The sequence below is a fragment of the Pantoea sp. Aalb genome (assembly GCF_009829985.1).
GTDB lineage: Bacteria > Pseudomonadota > Gammaproteobacteria > Enterobacterales > Enterobacteriaceae > SZZU01.
Genome location: NZ_SZZU01000003.1, coordinates 83092 through 106821, shown reverse-complemented (window position 1 = coordinate 106821; position 23730 = coordinate 83092). Strand labels below are relative to the sequence as shown.

General features: G+C 27.8%; 20 protein-coding genes and 2 tRNA genes. 7 read left to right on the top strand and 15 right to left on the bottom strand.

Annotated features, from left to right (window positions below; all coding sequences use genetic code 11):
- Positions 1-156: 156 nt before the first annotated feature.
- Positions 157-789: a cAMP-activated global transcriptional regulator CRP gene (crp, locus tag FD728_RS03900; RefSeq protein WP_159935015.1), complete on the top strand. Its 633-nt coding sequence runs from the start codon at positions 157-159 to the stop codon at positions 787-789.
- A 151-nt stretch (positions 790-940) separates the two neighbouring features.
- On the opposite strand, the gene FD728_RS03895 is transcribed toward crp, so the two are convergent.
- The 8 genes from FD728_RS03895 to bioH all read right to left on the bottom strand — a co-directional run bounded on the left by FD728_RS03895 (position 941) and on the right by bioH (position 9191).
- Entirely contained in the window at positions 941-1519 is a 579-nt protein-coding gene (locus FD728_RS03895) for an aminodeoxychorismate/anthranilate synthase component II (RefSeq protein ID WP_159935013.1), read from the bottom strand.
- 209 nt (positions 1520-1728) lie between these two features.
- Positions 1729-2733: a tryptophan--tRNA ligase gene (trpS, locus tag FD728_RS03890; RefSeq protein ID WP_159935011.1), complete on the bottom strand. Its 1005-nt coding sequence runs from the start codon at positions 2731-2733 to the stop codon at positions 1729-1731.
- A 95-nt stretch (positions 2734-2828) separates the two neighbouring features.
- Positions 2829-3512, bottom strand: a complete 684-nt coding sequence (gene rpe, locus FD728_RS03885) for a ribulose-phosphate 3-epimerase (protein ID WP_159935009.1) — start codon at positions 3510-3512, stop codon at positions 2829-2831.
- A gap of 40 nt (positions 3513-3552) precedes the next feature.
- Positions 3553-4365: an adenine-specific DNA-methyltransferase gene (gene dam, locus FD728_RS03880; protein WP_159935007.1), complete on the bottom strand. Its 813-nt coding sequence runs from the start codon at positions 4363-4365 to the stop codon at positions 3553-3555.
- Positions 4366-4551: 186 nt separating this feature from the next.
- Positions 4552-5640 (bottom strand): 3-dehydroquinate synthase, encoded by a 1089-nt coding sequence (gene aroB / locus FD728_RS03875; protein WP_159935005.1) that lies wholly within the window; start codon positions 5638-5640, stop codon positions 4552-4554.
- 41 nt (positions 5641-5681) lie between these two features.
- Positions 5682-6203, bottom strand: coding sequence for a shikimate kinase AroK (aroK, locus tag FD728_RS03870; RefSeq protein ID WP_159935003.1), 522 nt, complete (start codon positions 6201-6203; stop codon positions 5682-5684).
- A 970-nt stretch (positions 6204-7173) separates the two neighbouring features.
- A complete protein-coding gene (gene nudE, locus FD728_RS03865) occupies positions 7174-7740 on the bottom strand; it encodes an ADP compounds hydrolase NudE (RefSeq protein WP_159935001.1) in 567 nt (188 codons plus the stop codon).
- A gap of 680 nt (positions 7741-8420) precedes the next feature.
- Positions 8421-9191, bottom strand: a complete 771-nt coding sequence (bioH, locus tag FD728_RS03860; RefSeq protein WP_159934999.1) for a pimeloyl-ACP methyl ester esterase BioH — start codon at positions 9189-9191, stop codon at positions 8421-8423.
- A 256-nt stretch (positions 9192-9447) separates the two neighbouring features.
- Here bioH and nfuA point away from each other — a divergent pair, with 256 nt between their 5' ends.
- A complete protein-coding gene (gene nfuA / locus FD728_RS03855) occupies positions 9448-10023 on the top strand; it encodes a Fe-S biogenesis protein NfuA (protein ID WP_159934997.1) in 576 nt (191 codons plus the stop codon).
- A 128-nt stretch (positions 10024-10151) separates the two neighbouring features.
- Here the strand turns inward: nfuA and iolE are convergent, their stop codons facing one another.
- The 3 genes from iolE to iolD all read right to left on the bottom strand — a co-directional run bounded on the left by iolE (position 10152) and on the right by iolD (position 14119).
- Positions 10152-11048 (bottom strand): myo-inosose-2 dehydratase, encoded by an 897-nt coding sequence (iolE, locus tag FD728_RS03850; RefSeq protein WP_159934995.1) that lies wholly within the window; start codon positions 11046-11048, stop codon positions 10152-10154.
- A 52-nt stretch (positions 11049-11100) separates the two neighbouring features.
- Complete coding sequence (locus FD728_RS03845; RefSeq protein WP_159934993.1) at positions 11101-12111, bottom strand: Gfo/Idh/MocA family protein; 1011 nt, start codon at positions 12109-12111, stop codon at positions 11101-11103.
- Positions 12112-12184: 73 nt separating this feature from the next.
- Positions 12185-14119 (bottom strand): 3D-(3,5/4)-trihydroxycyclohexane-1,2-dione acylhydrolase (decyclizing), encoded by a 1935-nt coding sequence (iolD, locus tag FD728_RS03840; RefSeq protein ID WP_159934991.1) that lies wholly within the window; start codon positions 14117-14119, stop codon positions 12185-12187.
- Between the two features lie 369 nt (positions 14120-14488).
- Here iolD and iolC point away from each other — a divergent pair, with 369 nt between their 5' ends.
- Both iolC and FD728_RS03830 read left to right on the top strand, forming a co-directional pair.
- Positions 14489-16399: a 5-dehydro-2-deoxygluconokinase gene (gene iolC / locus FD728_RS03835; protein ID WP_159934989.1), complete on the top strand. Its 1911-nt coding sequence runs from the start codon at positions 14489-14491 to the stop codon at positions 16397-16399.
- Positions 16400-16646: 247 nt separating this feature from the next.
- On the top strand, positions 16647-17480 hold the full coding sequence (locus FD728_RS03830) for a MurR/RpiR family transcriptional regulator (RefSeq protein ID WP_159934987.1): 834 nt from the start codon (positions 16647-16649) through the stop codon (positions 17478-17480).
- Between the two features lie 64 nt (positions 17481-17544).
- On the opposite strand, the gene iolB is transcribed toward FD728_RS03830, so the two are convergent.
- Both iolB and FD728_RS03820 read right to left on the bottom strand, forming a co-directional pair.
- On the bottom strand, positions 17545-18363 hold the full coding sequence (gene iolB / locus FD728_RS03825) for a 5-deoxy-glucuronate isomerase (RefSeq protein WP_159934985.1): 819 nt from the start codon (positions 18361-18363) through the stop codon (positions 17545-17547).
- A gap of 302 nt (positions 18364-18665) precedes the next feature.
- Positions 18666-19070 carry a DNA polymerase III subunit psi gene (locus tag FD728_RS03820; protein WP_159934983.1) on the bottom strand — a complete coding sequence of 135 codons (405 nt, stop codon included), beginning with the start codon at positions 19068-19070 and terminating at the stop codon, positions 18666-18668.
- 109 nt (positions 19071-19179) lie between these two features.
- On the opposite strand from FD728_RS03820, the gene rsmC reads away from it, so the two are divergent.
- Together rsmC and FD728_RS03810 are read left to right on the top strand one after the other, a co-directional pair.
- Positions 19180-20226, top strand: a complete 1047-nt coding sequence (gene rsmC / locus FD728_RS03815) for a 16S rRNA (guanine(1207)-N(2))-methyltransferase RsmC (RefSeq protein ID WP_159935113.1) — start codon at positions 19180-19182, stop codon at positions 20224-20226.
- Positions 20227-20340: 114 nt separating this feature from the next.
- Positions 20341-20424 (top strand) — tRNA-Leu (locus tag FD728_RS03810).
- A gap of 281 nt (positions 20425-20705) precedes the next feature.
- Here FD728_RS03810 and FD728_RS03805 read toward each other — a convergent pair.
- Entirely contained in the window at positions 20706-21938 is a 1233-nt protein-coding gene (locus FD728_RS03805; RefSeq protein WP_159934981.1) for an MFS transporter, read from the bottom strand.
- A gap of 879 nt (positions 21939-22817) precedes the next feature.
- On the opposite strand from FD728_RS03805, the gene FD728_RS03800 reads away from it, so the two are divergent.
- Positions 22818-23207 (top strand): tautomerase family protein, encoded by a 390-nt coding sequence (locus tag FD728_RS03800; protein ID WP_159934979.1) that lies wholly within the window; start codon positions 22818-22820, stop codon positions 23205-23207.
- A gap of 168 nt (positions 23208-23375) precedes the next feature.
- On the opposite strand, the gene FD728_RS03795 is transcribed toward FD728_RS03800, so the two are convergent.
- Positions 23376-23457, bottom strand: a tRNA-Leu gene (locus FD728_RS03795).
- Positions 23458-23730 lie beyond the last annotated feature (273 nt).

Sequence of the window (23730 nt, the reverse complement as noted above, 5' to 3'; positions counted from 1 at the left end):
TAGAAGATATTTTATTATTAATAATAAATATTTTAATTTTAAATTATTACCTAGTTAATAGTTATAAACAAAAAAAAAATATATTTCTTCTAAATTAATATGGGAATTTATTCCTATATTTTTATATAATTATCAGATAACAGAGGATAATAGCGAATGGTTCTCGGCAAACCACAAATAGACCCTACCCTTGAATGGTTCATGTCCCATTGCCATATTCACAAATATCCATCTAAAAGTACGCTCATCCATCAAGGTGAGAAAGCGGAAACACTTTACTATATTGTGAAAGGTACTGTTGCAGTACTAATCAAAGATGAAGAAGGGAAAGAGATGATTCTTTCTTATCTCAACCAAGGAGATTTTATAGGAGAACTAGGATTATTTGAAGACGATCAAGCACGTAGTGCTTGGGTACGTGCCAAAAATCCATGTGAAGTTGCTGAAATTTCTTATAGAAAATTTCTTCAACTTATTCAAGTAAACCCTGATATTTTAATGCGTTTATCATCACAGATGGCACGTCGTCTACAGGTAACTTCAGAAAAAGTAGGTAATCTTGCTTTTCTTGATGTGACTGGTCGCATTGCACAGACTTTGCTTAATTTAGCAAAACAACCAGATGCTATGACTCATCCGGATGGAATGCAAATTAGAATTACTCGTCAAGAAATTGGCCAAATTGTTGGTTGTTCACGTGAAACAGTTGGTCGCATCCTTAAAATGCTAGAAGATCAAAATTTGATATCTGCTCATGGTAAAACCATAGTAGTATATGGAACTCGCTAATTTTCTTTTATCTACAGCGTGATGGTGGCATCGCGCTATTTTATTCATTTAATAATTAATAGTAGTTTATATTGTTTAAATATTCATTTAAAAATCAAAAGTTTTTTATACAGAAAAACATTAATTTATAAGATAATAAATATCTTAATAGTTATGTTTTTATAAAATTAGCTAATAATTGATATCCTTGCTCAGTTAAAATACTTTCTGGATGAAACTGTATACCTTCTAAAGGTATGTTTCGATGGCGAAATCCCATAATTTCATCATAATTACCCTGTTTGTTTAAACTCCAAGCTGTAATTTCAAATTCAGCTGGTAATGTATCATGTGCTACTATCAGAGAATGATATCGTGTTACCTTAAGAAAGTTTTTTAAATTTCGAAATACGCCTTTTTCACTATGAAAAATTGTTGATATTTTTCCATGCATTACTTTACGGGAACGGACTATATGTGCACCGTATGCATAAGCAATTGCTTGATGTCCAAGACATACTCCTAAAATAGGTATTAAACCTGAAAAATGTCTTATTGCATTGACTGAAATACCAGAAGTATTTGGTGAACATGGACCAGGAGAAATAACTAAATGTGTTAAAGGTAATGATTCTATCTCAGCAATGGTAATAGCATCATTACGTACTACAATTACCTTCATTCCTAATTCACGAAAATATTGATAAAGATTCCAAGTAAAAGAATCGTAATTATCTATTAATAATAACATTAAATTTTCTTTATCTACTTAAATTAATTAACTTTTTGATGTATTAATTATTATTGAAATATAATTATAAGATATTCTTAATTTTAAAAAATTGAATAATTAAGAATGATGTTATTCTAAATTAAAGAATAATTTAATAATTATCTTTAATAAAGGTAATAGAATAAACAAATAATATTTAAAGTAAAAATAAAAGTTACATGCATTCATTAATATAAAACTAAACCAACTGCATCATAAACTTTTTTTAATGTTTTTTGTGCATGAACACGCGCTTTTAAAGCACCAGAATGTATAACTTCATTCAAGAAATTTTCATCATTACGAAAATAATAATAATGCTTTTGTAGTTCATTTAACATATTAGAAACTGTATCAGCCACTACTTCCTTAAAATATCCATATAATTTACCTTCAAACTCATGCTCTAATTCCATAATACTTTTATCTGTGATACAAGAAAGAATATCTAGTAGATTAGATATTCCTGCTTTTTCTATAGTATTGTAGCGTATTACTGCAGGATTATCGGAATCAGTTGTAGCACGTTTGATTTTTTTAATTACTGTTGTAGTATTTTCAAGTAATCCAATCACATTATTACGATTTTTATCCGACTTAGACATTTTTTTTGTAGGTTCAAGTAATGACATGATACGTGTACCAAATTCTGGAATAAAAGGTTCAGGTATTTTAAATATATTATTACCATATAACGCATTAAAACGTTGAGCGATATTACGGATAAATTCTAAATGCTGTTTCTGATCTTCTCCAACTGGTACTTGACTAGTCTGATATAATAAAATATCTGCTGCCATCATAATTGGATAATTAAACAAACCTACATTAACGTTTTTTTTATAACGCATAGCTTTATCTTTAAACTGAGTCATACGATTCAGTTCTCCGAAATATGCATAGCAATTTAGTAACCAACTTAACTCTGCATGTTCAGGAACATGCGATTGTACAAAAATAATACTCTTATCAGGATTAACTCCACATGCAAGGTAAATAGCTAAAGTATCCAAAGTTGCTTTACGTAATAATATTGGATTCTGGCGTACAGTAACAGCATGTAGATCGACAATACAGTAAATACAATGAAAATTGTGTTGCATTTTTACCCATTGACGTAATGCACCTATATAATTCCCAATAGTTAATTCACCAGAAGGTTGGATACCGCTAAAAACGATATTTTTATCCATATTTTATCCTGATAATAGAAATATTAAATTTAATAGATGTGAATAAAAATCCATTAATAAACAGAAAATTCATTTTTTATTTTTTAAAAAATATTTTAATGAAATGCATTGTTTGTTTTTTTTAATTCTAATCTCATTTTATTGATAACTTCTTCATAATTTCGATGATTAAAAATTGCTGAACCAACAACAAACATATCTGCACCAGCTGTCGCTACTTGATTTATATTGTTAATATTTATACCTCCATCTACTCCAAGACGTATGTTATATCCTTTATTATCTATCAAGCAACGTACTTGAAATAGCTTATCTATTGTATTTGGAATAAAAGGTTGACCACAAAACCCTGGATTAACTGACATTATTAGGATGAGGTCTATCGAATTGATTGTATAATCAAGATAATGAAGTGAAGTACATGGATTAAAGGCTAATCCAGCTTTACATCCATGTTCTTTAATTACTTTTAAAGTACGACTTATATTATTACTTGCTTCAGGATGAAAAGAAATAAAACTAGCGCCAGCTTTAGCAAATTCTGGTATTAATGCATCTACTGGCTGTATCATTAAATGTACATCGATAGGTGCAGTAATACCGTATGCACGTAAAGATTTTAATAGCATTGGCCCCATACTTAAATTAGGAACATAATGATTATCCATGACATCAAAATGAATAATATTACCTCCTGCGGCTAATACTTTTGTAGTTTCTTCTCCTAACCGAGCAAAATCAGCTGCAAGAATTGAAGGTGCCAACAAAAAATTTTTCATCCAAATTTCCTAAGCTTTAAATACTAATATAGTATATAATTTATCTAAAAAGTGCCAATAATTCATTAACTTGAATTCTACTACTTATATTCCTACTAATAGAACGTCTCGCTTTTACTACATGTAAATGAGCGTGTTTATACCACTTTCGTGTTAATAGAGTATCATGATTAGAAATTAGTAATGGTATATTATTCTCGTTTGATAGTTTATTAGCTAATTCTGCTAAATGAAGTTGTTCTTGTAAACTAAATCTATTAGTATGATAAGTAGTAAATTTTGCTGTGCTAGATAATGGGGTATATGGTGGATCACAATATATAACTGATCCTTTATATGCACGGGTTAAGGTAATATCGTACGATTCACATACAAATGTTGCTTTTTGTGCTCGTTCAGCAAAATATAGTAATTCAGCTTCAGGGAAATAAGGTTTATTATAATAACCAAAAGGTACGTTAAACTCGCCTCGTAAGTTATAACGGCATAAACCATTATACCCATGTCGGTTTAAATAAAGGAATAAAACAGCACGATAATATGCATCGTTACTAGCATTAAAGGCTGTGCGAAGTGCATAGTAAATTGCTGCTGTATTGCCGTTATTAGTAAACAACTGACTAGCATCTTCAATGAATGATATCGTACGCATTTTAACGATATTATAAAGATTGATCAAGTCACCATTGATATCTGCTAAATGATAACGATCATAATCAATATTAAGAAATACAGAACCAGCACCTACAAACGGTTCGATAAGACAGTCACCTTTTGGTAAATAACGACGAATATCGTCAAGCAGTTGATATTTTCCTCCAGCCCATTTTAAAAAAGCTCGGGTTTTCTTCATTCTATATATAAATAATAATAAAATTAATTATTAATACATACCCTTATTTATTTTTATTAATTAAAGATTAAAGATAGTTAATTCTAGGAAATATTAATTTGTCTTTTAATTTATTTAAAACTAATTTAATCAATACTTTAATGATAAATTAATATAACTTTCTCAAGTATGAATAATAATATAAAATTAACAATTATAACAATCAGTAATTCCTGCTAATATCGTATCATTCATTATATTTGTATACACTTTAGCATATCCAATTTTTACGGGTAATACTAATCTTAACTTACCTGCAAGTACTTTTTTATCACGAGCAATGTATGGTAAATAATCTTCAGGTTTCATACTATATGGTCCATATATTGGTAATCCAACTCGATGTAAAAGATCGATAATACGATTTGTATAGCAGGTATTAAATTGTCCAAGGCGTTCAGAGATACGACATGCTATTACAATCCCTACAGATACAGCTTCACCGTGGAGCCAATTTCCGTATCCCATATAAGTTTCAATAGCATGACCGAAAGTATGTCCTAAATTAAGTAATGCTCTTATTCCACTTTCTAATTCATCAGCTGCTACTAATTTTGCTTTGATTTCACAACATCGACGAATACAATAGACTATTGCATTATTATCGCGAGCTAACAATGTATCGACATTTTGTTCTAGCCATTCGAAGAATTCATTATCAAAAATAATTGCATATTTAATTACTTCTGCTAAACCTGATACTAATTCACGTAAAGGTAGAGTATTTAAACAATTTATATCTATTACTACAGATACAGGTTGATAAAAAGCTCCTATCATATTTTTACCAAGTAAATGATTAATAGCAGTTTTACCACCTACAGAAGCGTCAACTTGAGATAAAAGAGTAGTAGGTACTTGAATAAACCTTACACCTCTTTGATAAGTAGCAGCAATAAATCCTGTTAAATCACCAATTACTCCACCACCTAGTGCAATAAGTGTAGTATCACGACTATGATTTTTTTGTAATAACATTGTAAATACTTTATCTGCCATCGATAATGTTTTATATTGTTCGCCATCTGGCAAAATGATTTTTTGTATATTTACATTTTCACTCATCAATAATGTTAATAATGTGTCCAAATATAAGGAGGCCAATGTCTGGTTAGTAACCAGCATAGCATTATCACCTGCTTTTAATGGCCAAAAAGAAGCCATATCTTTAAATAATCCAGCATCTATCGTAATAGGATAACTACGATTACCCAGTGAAACAATAATCCGATCCATGATAACTGATACCTATAGCGAAATTCTGAAGCAACTGGATATTATTTTTTTTCCAGCATATTAATAATCTGATTTACAACAGATTTTACACTTTTATCGTCAGTGCAAATAGTAATATCAGCTATTTCCTTGTAAAGATAATTCCTTTCTTTTGCTAATTTTTCTAAAACTTCTTTTGGCGGAGCATCTACTTGTAATAATGGACGTTTTTTATCACGCTGTGTTCGAATAAGTTGTTTATCGATAGTAGTTTCAAGATAAATAACTACTCCACGTGCAGAAAGACGGTTACGGGTTTCACGGGATTTAATAGAACCGCCGCCTGTAGCCAATATAATGCCTTGTTTATCTGTCAGTTCATTAATAATCTTTTCTTCACGATCTCTAAACCCTGATTCACCTTCTACATCGAATACCCACCCTACATCTGCTCCAGTACGTCGCTCAATTTCGTAATCGGAGTCAAAAAAATCCATATTTAGTTGCTGAGCTAACTGACGACCTATAGTGCTTTTACCAGCACCCATCGGTCCAACCAGAAAGATATTGCGTTTTTCTGCCATTTTATCGATATTATTAAAAGTTTTGTTGATGATACCCCGCAAACAGAATTTTACTGGCGGGAGACGAACTAAGATATCATTCTTTATAAGATTGAGATAAAAGTTACTTCAGTAATTCACTAATTGAGCACTGAATATATTTTTATTAACCTAATTTTCTTAATTTCATATACAAGATCATTTTATAATTAACAATTTTTCTTCCACGAAAGAAAAGATCCTTTTATAGTTTATTTAGAAAACAAATTTATTTCTAACTATCGTTAGAATCGTATTTACTTTTTTTGCAATTAAGTTTTATGCTAATTTTACTTTTTCGTCAATATACTTGATATTCAGATAATAAATTTTCTACTTTAATTTAGTAAAATTAAAAATAGATATAAGTTTTACCATAATAAAATATGTTTTTAGCTATCAATTTTGATTTTCAGTATGTCTTAAAGTATTGTTATGCATTTTAATCCTTATTTAACTTTAATGCATCATTTATTTGGACTGATATCAAAGTATATTTATAACTTATATTTTAAATGCAATTTTTATATAAAATAATTATTATTAACTATAACTTACTATAATTTAATTTTGTATATTACCTAACAAACTCATAAATATTAATAAAAATATATAAACTTAAGTTAATATTAATTAATATATATTTGTGTTATTAATTTTTTTATAAAATCTAAAGATAAAGATATAGAAAAAATAAAATCAAAATTTGCTTTATGAAATACATTAAAAAACTTAATTTTTATTTATTTATTTATTTATTTATTTATTTATTATATTTATATTTATATTTATATTTATATTTATATCTTAATATAAATCGATATTATAATATTCTAAAGATTTAAATATATAAAATATAAATAAAAACAAATTTATAATATATGCTATAAGCATATAATTATTCATAAAATAAGCAGATAATAAAAAAATAATAGTATTTATTAATAATTAATTAATAATTTAAACGACCTTGACTTACTAGCCATTCACGTACCATAAATAATGCACTAACATTTCGTGCTTCTCGAAAATCAGGTTTGTTTAATAATTCTAGTAAATTATCTAATGGCCATCGATATATAATTAGTGGTTCTGGTTCATCTCCTTGTAACTTTCTTTCATAAAGACCTTCTGCTACAACAATAGTCATTCTATGAGAAAAATAAGAAGGAGCCATAGTAAGTTTACCTAAAACTTCAATTCTAGCTGCACCAAAACCAACTTCTTCTTTAAGTTCTCTATCTGCTGCTTCAAATGCGTTTTCGCCAAAATCAATTCGTCCTTTTGGGAAGGTTAATTGATAACTGTCTAAACCAACTGCATACTCTTGAATAAGAATTAAATTATATCCAAGAATAGGTACGATCATTACAGCTTCATGATCGCACGGTTTCATACGTTCATAGATTCTTCGTACACCATTACTAAATGTAAGATCTACTGCTTCGATTGTAAATAACTGAGAACAAGCTACTACTTCCACATTTATTATGTTAGGTTTTTCTAAGGATTTTTTCATAGTAGTCTCAAACTTAATATAACCGTATGATACTATAAAATAGTTAACTTAAATATTAGAAATATATATAAAAACATGAACTAATATTCCATGTAACATACTTATATTAAGTAAAATATTTACTTATCAATATTAAATATATTTTTTATTTAAAATTAAATCTTTCATAATAAAACAGTCTTAAATGCTAAATATTACAATATGATCATATATTATATATCAATTAGTGAATTATGCATGTATTGAATAAATAAAAAAATTAGATTGCTTAACTAAGCAATCTATCTTTAGATTAAAAATTAAATAGTATAACTAATACATTAGTATATTAAAATGATTTATAAAATTTATATAAATATATATAGCCCATATATAGATTTTAATTATAATGAGAATCTATATATATAAATTAGCAATTAAAATCGTAATTAATTTTTATTTTTAAAATAAAATTAAGTATCTACATGTACTAACTATACTTATACCAATAATATAATCTTTGTACTAAAAATACACTAAAAACTTTAGTAATAAGTTTAATTAGATTAAATTTTTTAATTTACTGGTTTAATTTTAAAAAATTAATATTTAAAAATTTTTAATCTAAAATGAATTTATTATATATCTATATAATATAATATAATATTTATATTATATAGATATATAATTATCTAGGTATTCTATATAGATTTAATAAAATCAAGAATATATCGACAAAATATTTCTGGATGTGAAATAAATGGTGCATGTGTTGTCTTATCCATAACTATAGATGATGAAGTAGGAAGATAAGTGTCTAATTCATTGCATATTTTTCTTGGAACTAACACATCTAAAGATCCATATATACGTAAAAATGGTATAGTGATTTTAGGTAAATATGGACGTAGATCTGTATTTTTTAAAATTTTTAAACCACTTTCTAATACTTCTACAGTTGATATAGGTTGCGCAAATATTAAATCTTTTATTTTATAAATATCTTTACGTGTATTTTTAGCTCCCATAACTTGTAACATTAAGAATCGTTCAATAGTACTATGAAAATTATTGGCTAACTGTTTCTGCAAAACTTGTAATGTAATGGGCTTAATACCAGGCCAATTATCCCGAGCAGTAAAACAAGGAGAAGAAGCTACGCTTATTAAGGCACTGATAGATTGTGGATTAGTCAAAGCTATCTGAGTGGCTACTAAACCACCAAGTGACCATCCTAATAATATTGTTCTTGATGGTAAATATGGTAGTAAAATTTGTGCCATTTCTGGTAAAGTTAGGGGTCCAAATTTTTTACTACGGCTAAATCCTGGTAGATCTAATAAATGTAATCGTAAGTGTAAGGAAAGTTTAGCAACAATAATTTGCCATATTTCAGCATTTAAACCCCAACCATGTAATAACATAAGATTATGATTGCCTTTGCCTACACTATAATAATATAAAGAACTCATTCTTTGATATTCTTAAAGAAATAAAAAAATATAAATTTTTATAGATATAAAACTATAAATATTTTATTTATAAAATTATAGATATAAATAATCTAGTATCTAAAGTATACTAGATGGATTTATGGAGTATTAATAAAAAATTATTATATTTATTAAATTTAAGATTTACCTTATTTTTTAATATAGAATTAAATTCTCATTTTATTAAGATAACATAGTCTTGCATCGTATTTTTTAGAAAAATTGAGTAATTAATATGATTAAAATAACTAATTCTGCGCAAGATCACTTTAAAAAACTATTAGAAAAACAAGAATACGGAACACAAATTAGAGTATTTGTTATTAATCCAAATACACCAAATGCTGAATGTGGTGTATCATATTGTCCATTAGATGCTATTGAAGATACTGATACTGAATTTAAATTTGAAAAATTCTCAGTATATATTGATAATTTTAGTATACCATATCTTAAAGGAGCTGAAATTGATTTAATTTTTGATGATCTTGGATCAACTTTAACATTAAAAGCACCAAAAGCTAAGTTAAATAAAGTTCCTGATAATGCTCCTTTAATTGAGCGCGTAGAATATCTTCTAAAAGTACAAATTAATCCACAACTAGCTGGTCATGGTGGAAAAGTATCCTTAATAGAAATTACAGATGATGGTTATGCTGTCGTACAATTTAGTGGAGGATGTAATGGTTGTTCAATGATTAGTATTACATTAAAAGATGGCATTGAAAAAGAACTTCTTACGGCTTTCCCAGAATTAAAAGGTGTCCGTGACATCACAAACCATAATCATAATGAACACTCTTATTATTAAGAAATAAAAAATAAAATAAATCTAGAGTATTAGTTTAATACTTTAATATCTAATTCATGAGAATTATTGATATATATTAATCACATTAATAATGTTTTTTATTTTTAAATCTTTATAGTTTATTTTAATTATAAGCCAGTATTTTCTCTAATGTATCTACGTGCTTTAACAGCATGTTCAAATGGATTAGCGAATTCTGGATCTTGTTCTGCTTCTACAACTAACCATCCTTTATAATTATTTTCATTTAAAATATTAAAAATTACTTTAAAATCAATTACACCATCGCCTGGAACGGCAAAAGTACCTTTTCTGACACCTTCAAGAAAGGATAGAGATTTCTCACGCACTTCTTTAATAACATGATCACGTACGTCTTTTAAATGAATATGAAAAATTCTTGATACATATTGAGTAAGTAATTTACTCATAGTTTTTTGTGAACCGGATGAATAATAAATATGCCCAGTATCATATAGTAAACCAATATTAGTATTGGTTGATTCCATGAATAATTCAATTTCTTTATCAGTTTGAATACCAGTACCCATGTGAGGATGGATAGTTACACGAATTCCTTTATCATTTGCAATGTTTGCTAATTCATTATAACCTTCAATTATTAAACGCCAATCATTATCAGTAAAAATAGGTTTTTTTTCAAAAATTGGTAACATAGTCCCTTGAATACTTTTACTTTGTTCAGAACAACCAATCACGTTAGCTCCCATAACACTTAAAAAGTCTATTTTTTTAATAAAATTTTCAATAGTTTTATTTTTATTTCCATCAGCAAAAAAAGTGCTAAACCAAGCACTACATATTTTAATTCCTCGAATATCTAACATTGGTTTTAAAATTTTAGGATCATGGGGATATTTACTTCCTACTTCACTTCCTACAAAACCAGCTAAAGCAATTTCACTTATAGTTTGTTGGAAAGTATTTTCACTACCAATATCTGGCATATCATCATTGGTCCAACCAATGGGTGAGATGGCCAAGTGTACATCGCTTTTAGTCATTTTTAAGTCTCGATTACTCATAGCAAAGTTATATATATAAAATATTTGAATATTAATTATAAAATATAGGACAAGGTAATGTTTTAATTATTTCAATATCGCCACTGTTTTGTGCTTTTAGACAGGCATCAGCTGCTATAGAAGCAGCAAAACCATCCCAGGCAGAAGGACCTGTAAGGTACTCATTTTTAACTCCATTAATAAATGATTGTAATTCAATGTTATATGCATCAATAAAGCGATCTTTCCAATGAGTAAATAACATAGTACTCAAAAGATTGTTTTTACGCATCTGAACAGTAGATGGTTCAGGTAATCTAGCAATACCATCTTCACCTACAACTTCACATTGGATATCATATCCATAAGAACAATTAACAAAGATTTCTACATCAATACGTATTCCTTTTTGTGTTTCTAGTAGAAAAATTTGAGGATCTCTTAGATTAGCATGCGAATTGGAAGTTGTTCGAGGAAAAATCACTTGCACAGTTTTATAATTATCTTCAATAAGCCAACGTAGTATATCTAATTCATGAATTAAAGTATTAGTAATCACTGCTTCGGTAGTATAATTTTTATCAACATTTTCATTACGGTGTGCACAATGAAGAATTAAAGGTTTTCCAATCTTACCATCAGTAATAACCTTTTTCAGTGCACAATACCCAGGATCATATTGACGCATAAACCCAACCTGAACTAATCGCTTTCCTTTTTCCATTTCAGTATTAATAATTTTTAAACATCCTTCAGCATTCATTGCTAACGGTTTTTCACAAAATACTGATTTACCTATTGATATGGCATTAAGAACAAATTGTTCATGTGTAGAATCAGAAGATGTAACGAGTATAGCATCTACTTCTGGTGAATTAATCATATGATTGCTATTTTGATATACCTTAGCATCAATTTTCAACCTATTAAGCACATTATGAGCAACTTCAACGTTAATATCAGAAACTGCAACAATTTTTACATCTTGTAATATATTATTACAACGATGAATATGTTCTTGTCCGATTGTGCCAATGCCAATTACACCTAACTTTAGTGCCATAATTACACCTATATAATTGAATGACTATACTTAAAATAAAAAAAGAAAAAAATTACTATGAATTAAAAATAAACTAATACTTACGCGCTTGTTCTATATATGCATTCAGTCTTTTTAAAATCTGTTGAGTATGTTCAGAAGTGGATGTTTGTGCTATACCAACGTGCCACCAACTAAAATATTTATGTGTCATCGTTTTCGGTAAGACTTTTATATCAATAAGAGTAGAAATAGATTGTTTTTGTGAGTTTTTTAATGCATATTTTAACTGATCAATTGTAGTAACTTTATACGTTTTACATCCATAACCGCTAGCAATCGTTGCAAAATCTATCGGTATAAAACCACCATCTAATTTACCACTATCTTTATTTCTGAAGCGAAACTCTGTAGTAAAACTATTTATCCCATGTTCCATTTGTAAATTATTTATACATGCATTACTCATATTATCTAATAAAATAACATTAATTTTTGCACCTTCTTGAATAGAAGTGACTAGTTCAGAGTGAAGCATCATAAACGATCCATCACCAACCATTGCATATACTTCACTATCTGGTTGTGCTAATTTCACACCTAATGCAGCATTAATTTCATAACCCATGCAAGAATATCCATATTCAACATGGTATGAAAGGTAACTTTTAGTTTGCCACATACGTTGTAAATCTCCTGGTAGACTACCTGCTGCAGCTACAATAATTGCATTTTGAGGAAGATAATCATTTAAAATACCAAGAACATTACTTTGAGTTAATACTGATTGAGTTAAGCGCTTAAATTCTGAAAACAAAGCTTCACGATCAATATGATCAGCAATTTCCGGAATAAAATCATAAGAATTATAAGTAGTATTATAAAATCGTTGCCTTTCTTTTAAGAATTTACTCTGTGCTTGAGAAACTTGATCTCCCCAATGATTATCAAATTCTTTAACACCAGTACTTAATGCTATTAAAGCTTCACGTGCATCTGCTAATAACTGTACACCATCTAACTTATATGTATCAAATAGATTAACATTAATATTCAGATAACTAACATCTGGATTTTGAAAAATCCATTTTGATGCAGTAGTAAAGTCAGTATAACGTGTACCAATTCCAATTATTAGATCTGCTTGTTTTGCTAATAAATTAGCAGCTAAACAACCAGTTTCACCAACACCACCTACATTAAGTATATGGTTAGATAATATAGTTCCTTTTCCTGCTTGTGTTTCAGCAAAAGGAATATTAAAACGTTCTGCAAATTGGACTAGTATATTACCTGCTTCAGAGTATTTAACTCCACCACCACAAATAATTAATGGCTTATGTTTATGTTTAATAAGCATAAATGCTTCTTCTAACTGTACTGTAGTAGGAAGGCGTCTATCTAAGCGATGTATACGTTTTTGAAAAAAATATTCAGGAAAATGCCATGCCTCTCCCTGTACATCTTGTGGTAATGAAAGAACTACAGCACCAGTTTCGGCTGGATCAATTAGAACACGCATAGCATTAATACAGGAAGTCATTAATTGCTCTGGACGACTAATACGATCCCAATATTTACTAACAGAACGAAAAGCATCATTTGCACTAATGCTAAGATCGTAACTTTGTTCAATTTGTTGTAGAACTGGATCAGGTTGTCGTGTAGCAAATACATCACTTGGAAGTAATAGTAGAGGAATACGATTTGCTGTTGCAGTTGCAGCAGCAGTAATCATATTAGTAGCGCCTGGTCCCACTGAAGATGTACAAGCAATAATCTGACGTCGTAATGACTGTTTAGCAAAACCAATAGCAGCATGTGCCATACCTTGTTCATTACGTCCTTGGTATACTAGCATATTACTACTATCTTGCTCAAGAGCTTGTCCTAATCCCAATACATTACCGTGACCAAAAATAGCAAAAATTCCTTTTATAAACTTAATTTCTACTCCATCAACATTTAAATACTGATTATGAAGAAATTTTATTAATGCCTGTGCCATAGTAATTCTAATAGTAGCCATATATTCTTCCTTCGTCTACAAAAAATCATTTTGTTTAGCTATTTAATCTAACTACAGATTAATATTTATCATATTTTAATAGAATGACATACAAATATTTATTCCATTATTTTTAATAAAATGAAATTTTTCTAATTTACGATAAAAAGCAAATTAATATAATAGTAATGTATCTCAATAATATATTGAATTTAATTACTATATTAAAGATACATAATAGAATATATTATTCTTTTGTTTGCATAATAAAATCTATTTATTTCTTTTTTTAAAAAAATATTTCATATATGAAAATATAATTTTTTTATATATGAAAACTACTATAACTATTAAAAGTTAAAAATAAATATGAAATTAACAAGGCATCATATGAACATACAACAAAAGCGATTAGATTTAATTTGTATTGGACGTATCGCTATTGATCTTTACGGCCAACAAATAGGATCACGTTTAGAAGATATGAATTCATTTGCTAAATATCTAGGTGGATCTTCTGGAAATGTAGCGTATGGTACAGCTATTCAAGGAATTAAATCTGCAATGTTAGCACGTGTAGGTGATGAGCATAATGGACGTTTTTTACGTGAAGAATTACAACGCGTTGGATGTAATACTGATGGTTTAATAATAGATAAAAATCGATTAACAGGATTAGTAATCCTAGGTATTAAAGACGAAAAAACATTTCCATTAATTTTTTATCGAGATAATTGTGCTGATATGGGCTTAATACCTGAAGATATTAAAGAGGAATTTATTATTTCTTCTAGAGCGCTTGCTGTAACTGGCACCCACCTATCACATCCGAATACTAGAGCAGCAGTATTAAAGGCATTGCATATTGCAAAACGAAATAATATAAAAATGGCATTAGATATTGATTATCGGCCAGTACTTTGGGGATTAACTTCTGTAGGAGATGGAGAAACAAGATTTATTGAATCTAGTGAGGTAACCAAAACATTAAGTCATGTAATGCATTATTTTGATTTAATTGTTGGTACAGAAGAAGAATTTCAAATTGCCGGTGGGAGTAAAGATACATTATTAGCTTTACAACATGTACGAAATTTTAGCAAAGCTACTTTAATATGTAAACGTGGATTATTAGGTTGTGTAATATTTGAAAATGAAATCTCTGATAACTGGAAAAATATAAAGCACCAAAAAGGCATACCTGTAAATATATTAAATGTATTAGGTGCAGGAGATGCTTTTATGTCTGGTTTATTACGTGGATGGTTAAATAATGAAAGTTGGGAACGAGCTTGTCAGTATGCTAATGCATGTGGAGCTTTGGTTGTATCACGCCACGGATGTGCACCTGCCATGCCAACTAAAAAAGAACTGGATTATTTATTGAGCTATCCAACAATTCAACGTCCAGATCTTAATGTATATTTACATCATTTACATCGAGTAACAACTCGAAAACAAGAATGGCCAGAGCTGAATATATTTGCTTTTGATCATCGTAAGCAATTTATTGAAATGGCAAGAGAAGCTGGTACTAATGAAAAACGCATTATAGAACTTAAATTACTATTATTAAAAGCTGCAGAAAGAACAATAAATGAAATAGGTTTAAATAAAAAAAGTGGTATATTGATAGATACTACGTATGGACAAAAAGTATTAAATAATGTTACTGGTAAAGGATGGTGGATTGGTCGAGCGATTGAGATGCCAAATTCACGTCCATTACAATTAGAACATGGGAGTATCGGAACACAACTAATTCACTGGCCACAAGAACACGTAATTAAATGCTTAATTTTTTATCATCCGCATGATAGCGAAATTATAAGTAAAGCACAAGATAATTTACTTCTTGAAGTGTGGCATGCTTGTAACAAAAGCGGACATGAGCTACTTTTAGAAGTACTTTTACCAGAAAACCATCCAGATCATAATGAATCTTATTATTATGACATAATAGGTCATTTTTATAGCTTAGGAATAAAGCCAGATTGGTGGAAATTACCTCCTATGTCTAGGGAAAACTGGAATGCTATTAGCCATTTAATTAATCACAATGATTCTTATTGTCGAGGCATTTTAATGCTAGGACTCAATGCTTCTGAAAAAAAGATAAAAGAAAGTTTTATTTCAGCTGCAAAAGTACCATTAGTGAAAGGTTTTGCAATTGGAAGGACTATTTTCAATGAACCATCGCGTCAATGGCTTTATGGTAACTTAGAAGATAACGATTTAATTCAAACTGTAAAAAATAATTTTTTGCGTCTCATTAATTATTGGCGGATGATACGTTCTTAAATATATAAAATTATCTACAGTAACAATATTTATTCGATAGTAAATATAGTATAATAATATTATACTAATAAGCTTAATCATATATTATATATAATTGTATTTTTTATAAAAATTTACACAAAATAACTATTTTTTATATTATAAGATTTATATAATCATATCATAATTCATGATTATATAAATAAAAATCAAATTTATTTTATATAACAATTCTTATAATATTATAGATTTATTAACGAATAGAATAATGACTAATAATTTAACACAATTAGCTATGTTGCAAAATGACATACGACTTCGGTATGATACGCTTAGTAAACGTCTAAAACAAGTAGCTCGCTATATTTTAGATAACAGTAATAGTATTGCCATTGATACAATCGTAATCATTTCACAACAAGCACAGGTACCACCTTCTACACTAATTCGTTTCGCACATGCTTTTGGTTTCAAAGGATTTAATGAAATGAAACAAGTGTTTCGACAGTATTTAATGGAAGAAAAAAACAATTATCATGAACGAGTATATTTATATCGCCAAACTAATACTGAAGGTATATCTCCAGAAAATCCTAATGAAATTCTTAATGTTTTTACAATGGTTAATAGTCAAGCATTACAACAATTAACAAAACAAATAAACCCAGAACAACTTAATCAGGCCATACAAATATTAAATAAAGCAGAAAATATTTATATAATAGGTTTAAGGCGTTCTTTCAGCATTGCATTTTATTTAGTATATGCACTGCGCCATTTAGAACGTCGTGCATTTTTAATTGATGGTATTGGAGGAATGTTTAATGAACAATTAAGTACAGTAAGCCATAAAGATACAGTTATTGCCATTAGTTATTCACCTTATGCACATGAAACAGTAGAAATAGTACAATTAGGTGCTAAAAATGGTATTCAGCAAATCGCTATTACAGATAGTCAAGTAAGCCCGTTAGCTGCATTCAGCAATGTATGTTTTGTAGTTCGTGAAGCTCAAGTAAATGGCTTCCGTTCTCAGATAGCTTCAATGTGTTTAGCACAAACTCTTGCAGTTTCATTAGCGGTAAATATTAAATATGTATAATATGTATAAATTGTAATTAATTGTCTTTATTTTCAATAATATAATAAAAATACTTAAATATTCTCTAATTTTTACGAGGATAATTTATACCATTGATCCAAACGTGATCTTTTTCCCAAGTAAATTTCCAAAGACGTTTTGGTCCAGCCATGATATTTAAATAATAGTTATCGTAACCAGCTACAGTAGCCACAGGATGATATCCACGTGGCACGATAACAACATCGCGGTCATAAGGAGCTACACATTCATCAAGTGAACGATCATCAGTATAAATGCGTTGCATAGCAAATCCCATCTTTGGGTTAAATCGATGATAATAAATTTCTTCTAAATATGTTTCATTTAGACTATCTTTTTGATCATGTTTATGACTAGGATATGAACTTGTTGCACCTTCGTTAGTGTAAACCTCTACTACTAAAAGACTATCAGCTGGTTGGTTTTCTGGTAAAATATTATGCACTAAGCGCCGATTTTGTCCTTTACCTCGATTTTCAATACAAATATCTGCTGGTGTAATTACACGTGCTAATAAATGTCCAGTACTAGGTGCACTACATACTGCAATTTCTAAATCACTATCCGCATAAATTTCAATATTATTATTATGAGGTACATAAATTGCGTAAGGTGGAATACGCTCAAAGGGAGACAATCGATTACCTAAATTAGGAAACTTAGCATATCGAGTTCTTATAGAAGCAAACCCAGATATTAATACTAAACATAATTCTTTGTTTCCACTATTTAATTTTAATATATGATCTTTTTTTAATAAATAAACGTCTAAACCTACGTAATCCCAACCTATAATTTCAGGTGTAATATTTTGGATATGTCCATTATCATTGAATTTTTGAGCTTTATAAAGTAAAAACATGATAACATTCTCCTTTGTAATATCAAATTTAACTTTATACATATATTAAAACATAATTGAAAAATATAAATAATTTTTTCTTTAATTATCTAATGTTCAATTATACTAGAACGTAGTATATACTATAACATTTATATTTAGATTAATTTTATGTATTATAGTCAATTATTATAGTTGAATGAATTTCAATTTCACTTAAATTACAATATTTAAAAACAATAATTTATTTAATACTATATTTAGTCATAATAAATTCTTTTAACTTTAATAATAATTTATTAATTATTATACAACTTATTAAATTACTTAAAAAAATAATTTTCATAAGTACATATTTGTTCCCATAAAGAACGTTTAGCCATACTACTATTAATTAAAGTATTTAAAAAATTAGTATTTAAAATTATTCCATTAAATTTGTGATTACTTTCAATACCCATAAGCCATCCTGGACAGTGAATTGATTCTGGTAGCATAGGTAATTGTTCTGGTGTTAATATCATAACCTGATTAGATTGAATATTGAGCGTTTGTAATACATCACAAATTAATGGTTCATTGAGTAAAATATCAGATTTAGTTACTATAATAAGACGTATATTTGGCAATAAACGTACGGAAATATCGCCTTTCAATATATGTGGTCGTCGCAATCGATATTGTGTAATTCCCATTTGTTGTAAAAACCAATTACGGTTGATTATCATAGTTATAAACAATTAAATTTAATAAAATTAACCTATAATTATAACAAAAATATCAATTTTTTTTCAATAAAATATTATGATTACTAAGTACCCTTTAATAAAAAATCAAATATCAGAGTTTACATTATCTAGTAAAATGATTTTACGACATAGTAAAAAATTTACGACCCGTAATGTGTTATTTGCTAGTAATATAAGAGATTATCTTCCTATTATTTTAAAAACTGCATCAACTCGCTTTCATACTCAACAATACCATTATTGGCAAAATTTACGTCATCATCTTGGTACACGTGCAGTTTATAGTCTTGTAGCTAGATCTGTAGATGTTCAAGGATGTGATACATTAGTTTATTTTTGGTCAAAAAATAAACTAGAATCTCAATTTCAACTTCAAAATTTATTATCTTTACTTCCAATAGGCTGTGATATTTTTATTGTGGGTGAAAATCGTAGTGGAATAAATAGTGGAATACTTATGTTTAAAAAATGGATGCGTTTTGTCAAAATTGATAATGCTCGTCACTCTCAGCTTTATCATGGTTATCTTAAACAGCAACCAAATTTTAATATAAAAAGCTTTAGTAATACCTATAAATTTAATAACTTTATTATTCATACTTTACCAGGTGTATTCAATAGATATGGTCTTGATGCCGGGAGTAATCTATTACTTTCAACATTCATGACAGATATTAATAAATATAAAATAAAAGGTAAAGTATTAGATGTTGGTTGTGGAAATGGTATTTTATCAACTATTTTATCAAAATATTCACCAAATGTAAGCTTATGGTTATGTGATGTACATGCAGCAGCTATAAAATGTAGTAAAGATACATTATTAACAAATGGGTTAAAAGGTAAAATTTTTCCTAGTAATATATTTTCTGATGTAAATGATAGATTTGATTTAATTATTTCTAATCCACCTTTTCATGAAGGCATTCAAAATAACTTTACAAACGCATATAACATAATTCATGGATCTATAAAACATCTAAATTATGGAGGGGAATTGCGTATAGTTGCTAACTCTTTTTTACCATATGAAAATTTTTTAAATCAAACTTTTGGTAATTATAAGATAATAGCAAAAAATAACCGTTTTAAAGTATATAGTGCAATAAGACGTGATATAATCAAACATTATTGATTCTAATATCATAGATATTTTATTAATTTTAATTGAATATTTAATATTCAAGAGTTTATATACTAAAATTCTTTTTAAGTTAATATATTTAATATAAATGAAATATATCAGTAAGCGAAGATGGCGAAATTGGTAGACGCGCTAGTTTCAGGTTCTAGTGTCTTAAGAGACGTGAGGGTTCAAGTCCCTTTCTTCGCACTAATTAAGAGGCTCTACTATACTTTTCCATAAAAAATAGTTCATTAATATATAATATTATGATGAAAATATTATAATGTCAATAAAGTTAAGCTTATTAAGAATTGATTTTAAATAGAAATTTAAGATATTAATTCATTGATTTTAATATATATGTCTTTTATTTTTATGTAAAAAAATAACTATTAAATATAATAGATATTTTTAGGAATAAATATGTATTACATGCATGATATATAATGAAATTAATGAAATTAAGTTAACCTAGAAAAAAATATTATTTACATTTTTTTTGAATATGTTTTTTGTGTAACTGTACCTAAAATCTTAATACCTTGCGTTTCACGTCCTAATATTACTAATAAACATATCAATATCGATATTGTACCAGTAATAATAGACATTCCTAAAGAATAATTTCCTGCATGTTGTTCAGCAATATGTGATTGTAAAGGTGCATTAACTGAAGCAATAAGATTACCTAACTGGTATACAAAACCAGGTAATACTGCACGAGAATTTGCTGGCACTAACTCAATAAGATAACTAGGAATTACACCCCAAGCACCCTGTACCATAAACTGCATGAGAAAGGCACCGGTAATAATCATCCAGAAACCTTTTGAAAAAATCCATAAAGGAAGCAATGGTAATGTAAGAAATGAGGCTAAAATAATAGCTTTTTTTCGACCAATTCTTTCAGATAAAGTGCCAAAAGTAATCCCACCAAGCATAGCTGCAATATTATAAGCAATAGCAATAATACTCACAGTATGTGTATCAAAATGATGCTGTATCTTTAGAAAAGTAGGATAAAGATCTTGAGTACCGTGACTAAAAAAATTAAAACAAGACATCAACAGTACCATATAAACACAAATTTTCCAATGTTGATGAATAATAGGTAGTAACGCATTAGTCTCTTTTCGATTACGCGCTTCTAACCATACTGGAGATTCAGGTACTTTAAAATAAATAAAAGGCAATAAAAAAATTGGTAGAGAACCAATTAAGAACATCCCACGCCAACCAATAATATCAAAAAATAAGCCAAAAATAATTGATGCCAATAAATATCCACCTGGATAACCAGCTTGAAATATTCCCGACATTAAGCCACGTGCATGATCAGGAATAGTTTCCATAGCTAACGATGAAGCCACACCCCAAATTCCACCCATTGCAATACCATACATTATACGAAATATGAGAAAAGCAATAAAATTAGGAGACCAAGCAGATAATAATTCAAACATTGAAAACATCATAATATTGAACATTAAAATAGGTCGACGTCCAAATTTTTCTGCTAGACGACCAAATAATAATGCACCAATTGGTCTAACTGCTAATGTGAACATAATAGAAATAGAAATATGGGAGATATTAGTATTAAAATGCTGTGCTAAATCATTTAATACGAACACTAGTATAAAAAAATCGAATGCATCCAATGTCCAGCTAGTAAAACTAGCAAAAGCTACATTTCGCTGAGTTGCAGTCCAATTGAACATGGATATTCCCCTTGTTTATAGCTTCTGGGTTTATAAATCAAACCAGTTTTGGTACATGTTAACTAGTAAAATTATTAACTAGCTTCTATTTTATTAATAATTTAATTTATTACATAGTAAGGAAAATAGAAAGGAATTATCCTAAATCATTGAGGATTTAAGTAAATTTACTATGAGCATTTTCATGACTGAAGCTAAGAGTTAAATTTCATAAACATTATCATATAATTTATTAATATTTATTCATTATCAACTTTATACTAAATTAATTTTAAATAAAGCTAACATATCCTTACTATCATTAAATTATTAAATAATACACATTATATTGAATCATATTTAACATGTTAATACATCTGAGTAGATCAAAAATCTACATTTATGTAATATAATAATATTATATAAATAATATAATTATATTATTTATATCTGCTGAAGTCATATAAATATGTATTTTTATTCATAAAATAAAAGTAATTATTTAAAATATTCTACATTAGAGTAATTTACTATACAGCATTAGTTGAATTAAATATTTAATTTCAAAATAAAAGAAAAAATATTTTCTATATTAATGTAATTATTTAGTATAAATTATTGTTATATCAAGTTAATTTAATCGCTATGTATGAAAATTTTACTAAATACTCTTAATATTAAACAGAAAATTATAATATATGAAAAATTGAAGAAAATTTATCAAAATTATTTGGTATATAATTGAAATTTATAATTAATATAAATATATAAGTATATTATTTACATAATAAATGATGAGATAATAAAAAAGAATTTATTCATAAATTAAGTAAAGTAAAAATATTAACTTTCATACTCGAATATATATATATTCCTTTACATAAAAAAAGGATTTTCTACATGCCATTACTTATATTTGATATTATTCAAGGTCGTTCTGATTCTGAAATACGTACTCTTCTAAATGTATCCCACAGTGTTGTAATTAATTCTTTTAAAGTACCAGAACGTGATCGCTATCAAATTGTTAATGAACATAAGCATTATCAAATGTTCTTTCAAGATAGTGGACTTGGCATTGAAAGAAGTAATAATCTAATTATGCTAAGAGTTTATACTAGTCCAAGAGATAACGAGCAAAAAACTTTTTTTATGAAAGAATTATCAAAAGAACTTAAAAAAAATTGTGATATTCATGGCAATGATTTAATCATAAGTTTTATTACTAATAATAAAGAAGATTGGAGTTTTGCGGATGGTGAAGCACAATATGTCACAGGTAAACTTTAATTCTTTTTAAAGATTGGAGTTTTGCGGATGGTGAAGCACAATATGTCACAGGTAAACCTTAATTCTTTTTAAAGATTGGACTAAAGTTTTAAACTAAAATATTAATAAATTTACAATATAACAAAAAAATTTTTATTTTTATTGATATATTGATATTATCCATATGTTTGCCGAAGGCCGGATTTGAACCGGCATGTATTTCTACGGTTAATTTTGAATCAACTGCGTTTACCAATTTCGCCACTTCGGCACTATGAAGAAATAATTTTAAGAAATGATTAGAAAATTAATACAATTACAGTTTAGATATTACAAGAGATAAAAGTTATAAAATTAATTACACAATAAATATTTAATATCTTAAGAAGAAAAATTCTAAATATATATTATTATATTATAATATATATTACTAAACATAAAATTATCTAATTTATAACTAATTTTAATTATTATATATTAATTTAGATAAATAAGATAGAAATCTTATTCAAGCCATAATAAATCATATTTATTTTTTACAAAA